Below are 11497 nucleotides of genomic sequence, written 5' to 3'. Positions count from 1 at the left end.
GGACCGGTGGGCGCGGCCCGCCGGGGCGGACAGGGCGCGGTGGCAGCCGCCCGCGACCCCATCTGTCACGCCGGCGCGATGCAGCCGCGTAACCGACGCATCGCCGAACCGCGTTTTCCCGTGCAGAAGAACCCTATCCCCGGTCCGTGCCCGCCACCCCCGGCACGCCGGTCACGTTGCCCCGGAACGCCGCGAACAGGTCGGCGTGATCCCGATCCGCCTCGATGGCAAGCCGGCGCAGGCCAAAATGCACATGTGCCATGTTCTGGTAATAGCTCGTGTAGGCGTAATTGGTGGCCGCCCCCGCCGCGGCCCCCAGCACGGGCACCGTCTGCGCGGCCAGCTTCTGGCCAAGAACGGTCGCCAGCCGTGGCGCCACCCGGGCGATCAGCGCCTGCATCGCCGCGCCCGTCACCGTCAACCGCGTACTCAGGAATGCAAGGTCCGCCCCGTCGTCGTTCTCCAGTGGCCCGGCCGCGGCGAAGACCTGGATGCAGTCGAACCTAACCCCTTGTTCTTCGGGGTCGAATCCATGCTCCACCGCGACATCCTGTATGGCGCGCAGCAGCACCGTGGTCGTCATCGGCAACTCTGCCATGGCGCTCGGCAAGCCACCGACCCCGCCCGCCGCGCCCATTGCCGTCGTCAACGCGCGGCTCATCCAGCCCGGATTGTCGCCTACCACCCCGCGGGACCTGTGTGCGGTGTCCATCGCGGCGAAAAGCGACTGCCGGGTCACCTCGCCCAACCGGCCGCGCACCTGTGTGGGCAACCTGTCAAGCAGCCCCTCGGCCTGCGCCCCGATCAGGTTGAGCACTTGGATCCCGGCGTTCGAAGCGCGCGCATGGCGCTCTGCCAAGGCCTGCAGGCGGGCGTCTATTTCGGCCTGATCCGGCGATGTATCGAGAATTTCCAAGGGCTCCGCGCCTCCTCACCACGATTCGGGCCGCCAGTTTAACCGTTTTTTCAAGCGTCACGTGTCACTTTCCCGCGCGTGTCGACCCAAGCCCCCGGCACAAGCGCAAGTCCCAGCACACGTGCCGGGTTCGTCGGCGGCGGCATCTCGACACCGTCAAGCCGGCGAAATCCGAACCGCCGGTAATACGGCGCGTCGCCCACCAGCATCACCCGGGTCCAGCCCGCGGCGGCCGCGCGGTCCAGACTGTCGAGGATGAGAGACCCGCCAAGCCCTTCGCCCTGATGGGTGGGGTGCACGGCAACCGGCCCCAGCAGCAGCACCCGCCGTCCGGCCACCCGCACCGGCCAATACCGGATCGCACCGGCCAGAATACCGGCTTCATCACGTGCCACTAGGCTGAGCCCCGCCACCGGCGGCACGTCGTCGCGCAGCCGATAGGACGACAGCGCCTCGCGCCCCGGCGCGAAACACAGGTCGTAGAGGGCCTCGACCTCCCACCAGTCCTCCTCTGTTTCGGGGTGCAGGGTGAACACGCGGAAATCCTTGTAAAATCGAGTGGCAAAGCGCGTAGCACGGCGTTACGACTGGCACAAACGACTTCCGCGAGGCGCACCATGTTCTACAGACCGGCCGAGGGTCACGGCCTGCCGCACAATCCGTTCAATGCGATCGTCTCGCCCCGGCCCATCGGATGGATATCGACACGCGATGCGGACGGGCACGACAATCTCGCGCCCTACTCCTTTTTCAACGCGGTCGCGTATGTCCCGCCTCAGGTGATGTTCTCCTCGACCTCCGCGAAGCCGGATCGCGACGGAACCAAGGACAGCGTTGCCATCATCCGCGAAACCGGTGTCTTCTGCGTGAACATCGTCGAGGAAGCCATGAAAACGGTGATGAACCGTACTTCCGGCGCATGGGCGCGGGATGTCGACGAGTTTGTCGATGCCGGCATCGACAAGGCGGCGTGCGACACCATCGACTGCGCCCGCGTGGCCTACGCCCCCGCGTCGCTGGAGTGCAAGCTCACGCAGATCGTCGAGCTGCCCGGTGCGGCCAACTTCGTGGTATTTGGAGAGGTCACCGGGGTAAACATGCGCGACGACTGCATCGTTGACGGCAAGTTCGACGTGACACGTTTCAATCCGCTCGCACGAATGGGGTATCAGGATTATGCGGTTATCCGCGACGTTTTCAGGATGCCACGGCCTGACTCCTGACACCCCGGTACAGTCTCCGTTGCACGGGCATACACTCGTGCTTTGCCCCGCATGGCCGTATCGCCGACACATGATCCGCGCTGCACGGTCTTCTCGTCGCGATTTTCGGCCCGCAAGCCAGCCATTATCAGGGTCAATGCCGCTGATCGCGAAGGCACTATGACCGGTGGCGTTTGCCATCACCGCCATTGCTTACAGCCGTTATAACGGGCCTCGTGAGTGCCGCATTCCACAGGCGCACCAGACCAACGTAAACCATTGCAATTGATGGTGGTAACCGCTCTCAGAACACGTCGATCAACGACAGGCGACTTGCCACGGGAATTCGAGAAACAGGTCGTCGGACGCGCCATCAGCGCCTCAGTCAGCCACGTGAGATGGCACATGCCCACCATTCGTTTTCCAGTCGGGGATTAAGAAACCGTCGAACATAAATGAAACCTGAGCTCAAGATCCAAGCGGGCACGCTTGTTATCAAGTTCAAAATTCAAAGAATTCTTGCATGCGACGAATTCTTGGCATTTCGTTTGATCAGGATGGCAAGAGGTGCTGCGCATGAGGACAATTCTGGGGGTCATAGGCGGCTCCGGCGTCTACGACATCAAAGGCTTGCAAAACGCGCACTGGCGGCATGTCCCCACCCCATGGGGGGCGCCGTCGGACGAGGTCCTTACGGGCACGCTGGATGATATCGGCATGGTGTTTCTGCCGCGTCACGGCCGCGGGCATGTCCACAGCCCCGGATCGGTACCGTATCGCGCGAATATAGATGCGCTGAAACAGCTTGGTGTCACCGATGTCATCGCGATTTCGGCCTGCGGATCGTTTCGCGAGGAAATGGCACCCGGCGACTTCGTCGTGGTGGATCAGTACATCGACCGCACCGTTGCACGGGAAAGCAGCTTTTTCGGCAGCGGCTGCGTGGGCCATGTCAGCATGGCGCATCCGACCTGTCCGCGGCTCAGCGATACATGCGCCAGCGCCGCAGACGCTGCCGGGGTCAAGGTCCACCGCCGCGGTACCTACTTGGCCATGGAGGGGCCGCAATTCTCGACATTGGCCGAATCCACCATGTACCGCGAACAGTGGGGATGCGATGTGATCGGGATGACCGGCATGCCGGAAGCCAAGTTGGCGCGCGAAGCGGAACTTTGCTATGCCAGCATTTCCATGATCACAGACTATGACAGCTGGCATCCACAGCACGGGGAAGTGGATGTCACGCAGATCATCGCCACCCTCAACGGCAATGCCGACAACGGCCGCGCGATGGTGGCCGGCCTGCCGGCACGGCTGAGCGGTGAGCGCGCACGCTGCTGTCATGGCTGCGACCGGGCCTTGGAAAACGCGATCCTGACGGCCCCGGAAAAACGCGACCCCGAGCTTGTCGCGCGCCTGGCGACCGTCGCGGGGCGGATACTGGCATGAGATGCCGCGCCCCTGCACCCCCGGTGCAGAGCGCTCTCGCCAGTGACGTACCCTCATGACCCTTGAATAGCGTGCCCCGATGCGCGACACCATTCGCCGGCACGCAGCAATCGAGGACGACCATGCCCAAGCCCAGCACAGTAAGGGATTACATCAGGACAATCGTGGATTTTCCGCATGAAGGGATCATGTTCCGCGATGTCACGACGCTTTTCGCCGATGCCCGCGGGTTCCGGATGGCAATCGACCAGATGCTGCATCCTTATGCAGGGCTGGAAATAGACAAGGTCGTCGGCCTGGAGGCACGCGGCTTCATTCTCGGCGGGGCCGTCGCCCACCAGTTATCCGTCGGGTTCGTCCCCATTCGGAAAAAAGGCAAGCTGCCGGGCGCGGTGATATCCGAAGACTATCAGCTGGAATACGGGGAAGCGGTCGTCGAAATCCATGACGACGCCATCGAGGCCGGGGAACGCGTCCTGCTCGTGGATGACCTGCTGGCCACCGGCGGGACGGCGCAGGCAGGGATAAAGCTGATCGAACGCCTCGGCGGCGAAATCACGGGGTGTGCTTTCGTGATTGACCTGCCAGAACTGGGCGGACGGGACAAGCTGGAAGGACTCGGCATGGACGTGCACGCGCTTTGCGAATTTGATGGTGCTTGAAGCGGTGTCCCGCGTCGGCGATCTTATTGCCTGACACCACGCCGCTGAGGATTCCCGCCATCCGCCCCGACGCGCTGATCGGCACCGTTGCCTAACAGAAATTTGATTTTTCACCAGGCAGCATACGGCTTAAAGCCGCTGTTGTGGGAGAAACCGGAAAAATACGGTCGATGCCTTGAATATCAGGGGCATAACAATCGCTCCTGATCCAGCGAGGCAATAACCGGATGACAACAAAAGCCCCTGCACCCCCCGGCTCGCGTCGCGACGCGTTGATACCCGCGCTGCGGCAAGCGTTGGAAGAGACCGAACTGTCCGGGATCACGCCGAGATTGATGCCCGACAAGGGGCTTGCGCATGATCACCTCACGTTGCCCGGCACGGGATGGATCGCGCGAATTCCCAAACAGAGCCAGATGAACCTGAGCGCGGAGGAGAACCTCGCCTATCAGACCGCCTGCTTTGACCGCGCAAGTCAAAGTGGACACGCGCCGCGGCTACATTCGGTCCTGCCGCCATCCGTCGCACTGCCACGCGGCGGCCTGATCGTGGAGAAAATCAGCGGCCGCGCCGCGAGCTTGCCACGCGACCTGCCGGCGATCATGGATGCATTGGCCGCCATTCACCGGCTGCCGCTCCCGGATGAAGACGCGCGTGAGCCGCTATTGACGCCTTCGGACCCTTTGAAGGGCCTGCTTGACGAGATCGCTGCGCAATCTGGCTTTGTGACGCCCGCCGGGGTACACGACACCACGCGGCAAATCCTTGAAAAAAATATCGCGCGGCTGAAGACGCTGGCTGAGCGCGAAGAACGCCCCCCGCGAAGTCTGATCTCTTTCGACGCGCATCCGGGGAATTTCCTGATCGACGCAACTGGGCATGCGTTTCTGGTCGACCTCGAGAAAGCGCGCTACAGCGCCGCGCCGCTCGATCTTGCACATGCCACGCTGTACACCTCGACAACATGGGATACGCACACGCAAGCCGTCCTGAGCGCCGCGGAAACGGCTGGAGCCTGCTTGCACTGGCTGGACCGCCTTCCCGAAACCGGGCGAGAAAACCAATTGGCATGGATTTTGCCACTACGACGCGCCATGTGGCTATGGTCCATGACATGGTGCGCCAAATGGCGGGTCCTTTCGGACCGCGACCCCGCGAGTGCGACAGGCGGTGAAGACTGGGCCGCGCAGAACAGCGAAATCGCTCTTATCAAGCATGTACGAGGGCGCGTTGATCATTACCTTGAACCGGGCACGGCCGCGCATGTCGATGCTGAATTCGATGAGCTTGCGGACCGCCTGCTGCAAAATGCAAAATAGGGAAAAACGACATGATACGGGACCTGATCAGACATCTGGCCACGCTTCTTGTAGCGGCCTCGGTGCCCGCCTCGTTGGCGGCACAGGACGGCGCGCCAGACCCGGCCGATTGGGACGCCGTCACGCGCGCGGCCGAGGGTCAGACGGTCTACTGGCACGCGTGGGGCGGCTCGAACGCCACCAATGACTACATCGCTTGGGTCGCCGACAGGATGGCCGAGCGCCATGGGATTGCCGTCGAACACGTGAAGCTCAAGGACACGGCGGATGCCGTCAGCCGCGTCATCGCGGAGAAATCTGCCGGGAAGGACTCGGGCGGCGCGGTTGACCTCGTCTGGATCAACGGGGAAAACTTCGCGGCGATGAAAGAGCGCGACCTGCTTTTCGGTCCGTGGGCCGAAGAATTGCCGAACTGGCAGTATGTCGATGTCGAGGGGAAACCGGCGGTAACCTCGGATTTCACAGTACCGACGGACGGGCTTGAGGCACCTTGGGGCATGGCTCAGCTCGTCTTCTACCACGATACCGCGCGGCTGCAGGAACCGCCGCGTTCCATATCGGAAATCGGTGATTGGGCAAGCGACAATCCGGGCAGGTTTGCTTACCCACAGCCGCCCGATTTCCTCGGGTCCACCTTCCTCAAGCAGGCCCTGATCGAGCTTGCCCCCGATTCATCGGTGCTGCAACGGCCCGTGCAAGAAGCGGATTACGAAAAGGTCACGGCGCCGCTTTGGGCCTATCTCGAGGACCTGACACCGAACCTGTGGCGCAGCGGCGCAGCCTACCCGCAGTCGGGCCCGCGGTTGATCCAGTTGATGGCCGACAGTGAAATCGACCTCGCCCTCAGCTTCGATCCCAACGAGCCGGCCAACGCGATCGCCAATTTCGAATTGCCGCCATCCGTTCGGACCTATGTCCTTGATGGCGGGACGATCGGCAACGCCAGTTTCGTGGCAATCCCGTACAATGCGAATGCCAAGGAAGGCGCGCTTGTGCTTTCAAACTTCCTGCTCTCACCGGAAGCGCAAGCCAAGAAACAGGACCCGGCGATCTGGGGCAACGGGACGGTTCTGGCGATGGACAAGCTCACCGCCGCTGATCGCGCGCTCTTTGACGCTATCGAACTTGGCGAGGCGACACTCGCCCCCGCCGAGCTGGGAAAAACATTGCCCGAACCGCACCCGAGCTGGATGGTGAGCCTGGAGGATGACTGGATCGCACGTTTCGGCACCGGGCAATGACAGGCACGGGTCCGGCCGTCGATGACAGGTGACATGCCGGCATCGGCGTCACGTACCGACGGGCCACGCGCCGGTTATCTTGCATGGGTGCCCCGACTGACACTTCTGGTCATGTTGGGGCCGGTGGTAGCGGGCCTCACTGGCACGCTTGCCCCGGCATTCGGCTTGATGCCCGCGGTAGGCCCAACCCGCGTGACGCTCGAGCCGATGCGCGCCCTTCTTGACTGGCCGGGATTGCCCTCCGCGGTACTGCTGAGCATCTGGTCGGGTTTCGCCGCGACCTCCTTTTCATTGCTCATCGTCATCCTTGTCTGCGCGGGCTGGGCCGGAACAGGCGCGTTTCGGGTAATGGAAAGGCTCTTGTCGCCGCTTCTGTCGGTTCCCCATGCAGCGGCCGCCTTCGGCTTTGCCTTTCTCGTAACGCCTTCCGGCTGGATCCTGCGCGCGCTCTCACCTTGGGTGACCGGTCTCGAACAGCCGCCCGACCTGCTGGTGCTGCAGGACCCTGCCGGTTTGAGCATGATCGCCGGGCTGGTCATGAAGGAAGTGCCTTTCCTTCTTCTCATGACGTTGGCGGCCCTCACCCAGGCCCGTCCCGCGGCCAGCCTGCGCGTGGCGCAGTCACTGGGCCACGCGCGCGTGTCGGGCTGGCTCAAGACCGTGTTTCCAATCGTCTATTCCCAGATCCGCCTGCCGGTCTACGCGGTTCTGGCGTTTTCCATGTCGGTGGTTGACGTGGCGATCATACTCGGCCCGAACACGCCGCCCACGCTCGCGGTGCAGGTCGTTCGCTGGATGAATGATCCGGACCTCGCCTTCCGGCTGCAAGCCGCTGCCGGGGCGATGCTACAACTGGCCTTGATCGTCGCCGGCCTCGGCTTCTGGCGCTTGGCCGAAATCCTCATTGGCCGCCTCGGACAAGGATGGATACGGTCCGGCGCCCGCGGCCACCCGGGCGTTGACGCGGCGGTGCGCGCCATCGCATTGATGCTCGGTTTCCTGACGGCGGTATTGCTCATTGCCGGGCTGGCCGGACAGATGGTCTGGTCAATGGCCGGTTTCTGGCAATTCCCGGATGTCATGCCCGACAGCTTTTCCCTGCGTTCGTGGCAGCGGTTCGGGCCCCGTCTGGTCGAGCCCGCCATCGAGACCCTCCTGATCGCGGGAACGGCAACCTTGTGCGCGGTTCTGCTTGTTCTGGGCTGCCTCGAAGCCGAATACAGACATGGCCTGCGCCCTGCCAACCGCGCAATCTGGCTGTTGTATCTGCCGTTGATCGTTCCGCAGGTTGCATTTCTGGGGGGCGTCCAGACCGTCTCGATCGCGATTGGCCTCGACAGCGAACGCATCGCTGTCATCCTCGCACACCTCATATTCGTGCTGCCCTACGTGTTCCTGTCGCTATCTGATCCGTGGCGGACCTGGGATACAAGACAGGGTACCGTCGCCCGTGCACTCGGCGCCAGCCCCGGCAAGGTACTCTGGGCGGTGCGACTTCCGATGTTGCTTCGGCCGGTACTGGTTGCCGTCGCGATCGGCTTCGCCGTCTCGGTAGGACAATACCTGCCGACGCTTCTTGTCGGCGGGGGCCGCGTGACATCATTGACCACCGAAGCCGTCGCGCTCGCTTCCGGCGGGGACCGACGCGCCATCGCCGTGCATGCCCTTGCACAGATGGCCGCGGCATTCGTGCCGTTCGCGGTGGCGATGATCCTGCCGCGCGTGATCTGGCGCAACCGGAAAGGACTGCTCAATGGCTGACAGCCCTGCATCACTCGGCCTCTGCCTGTGGAACGTCACGATCAAGCTGGAGAGTACCGCCTTGATCAGCCTGAACGACACGATCGAGCCCGGCGAGGTGCTCACGGTTATGGGGCCGTCGGGCTCGGGAAAATCGACCCTTCTTGCCGCGATCACCGGAACCTTGGCACGGGAGTTCACCATGTACGGCCGCGTCCTGCTGGGCGGACGGGACGTGACAGATCTGCCAACGGAGGCGCGCCATGTCGGGATCCTCTTTCAGGACGAACACCTATTCCCGCACATGTCGGTCGGAGGGAACCTCGCGTTCGGATTGAAACCGTCCATCAAAGGACGCGCGGCGCGGCAGAAGCATGTTGAGGACGCGCTCACCGAGGTGGGCCTCGACGGGTTCGCCGACCGCGACCCTGCCACCCTGTCCGGCGGGCAAAGGGCGCGCGTCGCGTTGCAACGCACGTTGATGTCGGAGCCGCGCGCCCTGCTGCTGGACGAAGCCTTTTCGAAACTTGACACGGATTTGCGCCAGCAAACGCGCGAGCTGGTCTTCCAGAAAGCACGGGCCAGATCACTGCCAGTGCTTCAGGTCACGCATGACCATTCCGACGCTGAGGCCGCCGAAGGCCGTGTTCACTTGATAGCGTAACAGGCAACGCCCGTCGGCTTTTCGCAGTCTTTCGCACCCTGACGGTCGCACGAACCCGTTACCCGAGCGCGTACCCCGCACCGCGCACGGTACGAAGGGGGTCGTCTCCGCCATGTTGACAAAGCGCCTTGCGCAAGCGGCCGATGTGGACGTCCACCGTGCGCGTATCGACATAGATATCCCGGCCCCACACCCGGTCGAGAAGCTGCTCACGCGTCCAGACCCGTCCCGGCTTCTCCATGAAGGTCGATAGCAGACGAAACTCCGTCGGGCCAAGTTTCAGCGACTGGCCGTCTCTGGTCACGCGGTGCGTCTCGGAATCAAGGACGATGTCCTCGTATTCAAGCCGCTCCCCGACGGTCGCCGGGCGGGTTCGCCGCAGCTGTGCACGCACGCGCGCCATCAATTCCACAACCGAGTAAGGTTTCACCACGTAGTCGTCCGCACCGGTTTCCAGGCCGCGTACACGGTCGACTTCTTCTGACCTCGCGGAAAGCATTATGATCGGGACAGCCCGCGTTTCCGAACGCGTCTTGAGTTGCCGGCACACCTCGATCCCCGAAACGTTGGGCAGCATCCAGTCCAGCACGATGACGTCAGGGACGACCTCGTCGACCATCATCAGGGCTTCCTCGCCATTCTCTGCCGCGGCGACACTGAAACCGTCAGCCTCCAGATTGTAGGCCAACACCTCGCGCTGCGCGAGTTCATCCTCGACGAGAAGAACAGTCGGTCGGTCCGAAGACATTGTATTAGCTCCAGGTTAGCCCTGCGGCTGCGTCACGTTGGGATCCGTCGATGTCTGGTCTTTCTTGGGGCGCGCGTCTTCCGGCAGATCTCCGGTAACAAGGTATATGACTTGCTCGGCGATCGAGGTTACGTGATCGCCCATGCGCTCGGTGTTCTTGGCGATGAAATGAAGGTGCATGCAGGGTGAGATGTTGCGCGGATCCTCCATCATGAACGTCAGGAATTCCCGGAAAAGCGCGTTGTACATCTGGTCGACATCGTGGTCCCGCTGCAGCACGTCGTGCGCCAGGTCGGCGTCGCGCTGAATATAGGCGTCAAGCGCGTCCTTCAGCATACGCTCGACTTCGCGGGCCATTCGGCGCAGGGCCGCCGTGGCACCGTTCACGGGGCTGAGCTGTGACAGTACGGTGGTGCGCTTGGCCATGTTCTTGGCATAGTCGCCGATCCGTTCCAGATTGCCCGAGATTTTCATGACCGAGAGGATGAGCCGCAGGTCGATCGCGGTCGGCGCCCGTAGCGCGATCACGCGGGCAGCTTCCTCGTTAATCTGCTCCTCGAGCAAGTCGATGGCCCGGTCACCTTCCCTTACCTGCTCGGCCAGTTCCTCGTCCTGGGTTTCCAGCGATGTCGCCGCGTTCAGGATCGCCTCTTCGACAAGCCCGCCCATCTTCATGATCTGGGCCTGAATGGTTTCAAGGTCGCGATCGAATGCAGAGGCGATATGGGAGTCACTCATTGGATATGTCCTTACCCGATCCGTCCGGTGATGTAGCTTTCGGTACGCTCATCCTCGGGGTTGGTGAAAATCTGTCCGGTCTCGCCGAACTCGACAAGATTGCCCAGATGGAAAAATGCCGTTTTCTGACTGACCCGCGCGGCCTGTTGCATCGAGTGGGTCACGATAATGACCGAATATCGCTGCCTGAGTTCATCGATAAGTTCCTCGACCTGCGCCGTTGCGATCGGATCGAGCGCCGAGCAAGGCTCGTCCATAAGCAGGACCTCCGGGTGCGTGGCGACGGCGCGGGCAATACAAAGGCGTTGTTGCTGGCCGCCTGACAGGCCCGTGCCTGAAATGTCTAGGCGGTCCTTTGCCTCGTCCCAAAGCGCCGCGCGCCGCAGGCTTTTCTCGACGATCTCGTCAAGCTCGGCCTTGTTCTTGGCAAGTCCGTGAATCTTGGGCCCGTAGGCCACGTTGTCGTAGATCGACTTGGGAAAGGGGTTGGGTTTCTGGAAAACCATGCCGACCTTGGCCCGCAACTGCACGGGATCGACTTTCTTGTCATAGATGTCCTCGCCGTCGAGCCTGATATCGCCCTCGACCCGGCAGACCGATATCGTGTCATTCATTCGGTTCAGGCAGCGCAGGAAGGTCGACTTGCCACAGCCTGACGGGCCGATGAAGGCAGTGACGGTCTTGTCTTCGATGTCGACGTCCACGTCCTTGATCGCTTGTGTTTCCCCGTAGAAGACTTGGACCTTCCTTGCGGAAAATTTTATGTCTTTCGTTTCCAAGGCGCTCTCCGCTTTCATAGTGTCGTACATTGTAGGTCC

12 protein-coding genes are annotated in these 11497 nt (G+C 62.5%); 7 read left to right on the top strand and 5 right to left on the bottom strand.

The genetic code is table 11. The annotated features are described in order from the left end of the window. Positions 1–133: 133 nt before the first annotated feature. Both ACH107_RS03645 and ACH107_RS03640 read right to left on the bottom strand, forming a co-directional pair. Entirely contained in the window at positions 134–916 is a 783-nt protein-coding gene (locus ACH107_RS03645; protein ID WP_412504689.1) for an EcsC family protein, read from the bottom strand. Between the two features lie 50 nt (positions 917–966). Further along, the gene (locus ACH107_RS03640) at positions 967–1452 is read right to left on the bottom strand and encodes a GNAT family N-acetyltransferase (RefSeq protein WP_412504688.1); all 486 of its coding nucleotides are present in this window, start codon (positions 1450–1452) and stop codon (positions 967–969) included. Between the two features lie 81 nt (positions 1453–1533). On the opposite strand from ACH107_RS03640, the gene ACH107_RS03635 reads away from it, so the two are divergent. The 7 genes from ACH107_RS03635 (at position 1534) to ACH107_RS03605 (ending at position 9193) form a co-directional block, all read left to right on the top strand. Beyond that, a complete protein-coding gene (locus ACH107_RS03635) occupies positions 1534–2139 on the top strand; it encodes a flavin reductase family protein (RefSeq protein ID WP_412504687.1) in 606 nt (201 codons plus the stop codon). Positions 2140–2694: 555 nt separating this feature from the next. Next, the gene (locus ACH107_RS03630) at positions 2695–3567 is read left to right on the top strand and encodes an S-methyl-5'-thioadenosine phosphorylase (RefSeq protein WP_412504686.1); all 873 of its coding nucleotides are present in this window, start codon (positions 2695–2697) and stop codon (positions 3565–3567) included. A gap of 122 nt (positions 3568–3689) precedes the next feature. Next, the gene (locus ACH107_RS03625) at positions 3690–4229 is read left to right on the top strand and encodes an adenine phosphoribosyltransferase (RefSeq protein ID WP_412504685.1); all 540 of its coding nucleotides are present in this window, start codon (positions 3690–3692) and stop codon (positions 4227–4229) included. A 227-nt stretch (positions 4230–4456) separates the two neighbouring features. Continuing rightward, positions 4457–5548 (top strand): hypothetical protein, encoded by a 1092-nt coding sequence (locus ACH107_RS03620; protein WP_412504684.1) that lies wholly within the window; start codon positions 4457–4459, stop codon positions 5546–5548. Positions 5549–5559: 11 nt separating this feature from the next. Beyond that, a complete protein-coding gene (locus ACH107_RS03615) occupies positions 5560–6789 on the top strand; it encodes an ABC transporter substrate-binding protein (RefSeq protein ID WP_412504683.1) in 1230 nt (409 codons plus the stop codon). Between the two features lie 33 nt (positions 6790–6822). Further along, entirely contained in the window at positions 6823–8550 is a 1728-nt protein-coding gene (locus ACH107_RS03610; RefSeq protein ID WP_412504682.1) for an ABC transporter permease, read from the top strand. Further along, the gene (locus tag ACH107_RS03605) at positions 8543–9193 is read left to right on the top strand and encodes an ATP-binding cassette domain-containing protein (protein WP_412504681.1); all 651 of its coding nucleotides are present in this window, start codon (positions 8543–8545) and stop codon (positions 9191–9193) included. Before ACH107_RS03610 ends, ACH107_RS03605 begins: the two co-directional genes overlap by 8 nt. Positions 9194–9251: 58 nt before the next feature. Here ACH107_RS03605 and phoB read toward each other — a convergent pair whose 3' ends face one another. Genes phoB through pstB form a run of 3 tightly spaced genes read right to left on the bottom strand, consistent with a single transcriptional unit; the run spans position 9252 to position 11476 of the window. Continuing rightward, positions 9252–9941 (bottom strand): phosphate regulon transcriptional regulator PhoB, encoded by a 690-nt coding sequence (phoB, locus tag ACH107_RS03600; protein ID WP_412504680.1) that lies wholly within the window; start codon positions 9939–9941, stop codon positions 9252–9254. A gap of 15 nt (positions 9942–9956) precedes the next feature. Beyond that, positions 9957–10679: a phosphate signaling complex protein PhoU gene (gene phoU, locus ACH107_RS03595; RefSeq protein ID WP_412504679.1), complete on the bottom strand. Its 723-nt coding sequence runs from the start codon at positions 10677–10679 to the stop codon at positions 9957–9959. Between the two features lie 11 nt (positions 10680–10690). Then, positions 10691–11476 carry a phosphate ABC transporter ATP-binding protein PstB gene (gene pstB, locus ACH107_RS03590; RefSeq protein WP_412504692.1) on the bottom strand — a complete coding sequence of 262 codons (786 nt, stop codon included), beginning with the start codon at positions 11474–11476 and terminating at the stop codon, positions 10691–10693. Between the last annotated feature and the right edge of the window lie 21 nt (positions 11477–11497).

The sequence above is a fragment of the Roseovarius halophilus (ex Wu et al. 2025) genome (assembly GCF_047086965.1).
The sequence above is the reverse complement of the archived record's forward strand: the minus strand, read 5'-3'. Positions and strand labels throughout refer to the sequence as shown.

Coding starts and splice junctions, on each gene's coding strand:
- ACH107_RS03610 (WP_412504682.1), top strand. CDS start 6,823: ATGCCGGCATCGGCGTCACGTACCGACGGGCCACGCGCCGGTTATCTT.
- ACH107_RS03630 (WP_412504686.1), top strand. CDS start 2,695: ATGAGGACAATTCTGGGGGTCATAGGCGGCTCCGGCGTCTACGACATC.
- ACH107_RS03620 (WP_412504684.1), top strand. CDS start 4,457: ATGACAACAAAAGCCCCTGCACCCCCCGGCTCGCGTCGCGACGCGTTG.
- ACH107_RS03625 (WP_412504685.1), top strand. CDS start 3,690: ATGCCCAAGCCCAGCACAGTAAGGGATTACATCAGGACAATCGTGGAT.
- pstB (WP_412504692.1), bottom strand. CDS start 11,476: ATGAAAGCGGAGAGCGCCTTGGAAACGAAAGACATAAAATTTTCCGCA.
- ACH107_RS03635 (WP_412504687.1), top strand. CDS start 1,534: ATGTTCTACAGACCGGCCGAGGGTCACGGCCTGCCGCACAATCCGTTC.
- ACH107_RS03605 (WP_412504681.1), top strand. CDS start 8,543: ATGGCTGACAGCCCTGCATCACTCGGCCTCTGCCTGTGGAACGTCACG.
- phoB (WP_412504680.1), bottom strand. CDS start 9,941: ATGTCTTCGGACCGACCGACTGTTCTTCTCGTCGAGGATGAACTCGCG.
- phoU (WP_412504679.1), bottom strand. CDS start 10,679: ATGAGTGACTCCCATATCGCCTCTGCATTCGATCGCGACCTTGAAACC.
- ACH107_RS03615 (WP_412504683.1), top strand. CDS start 5,560: ATGATACGGGACCTGATCAGACATCTGGCCACGCTTCTTGTAGCGGCC.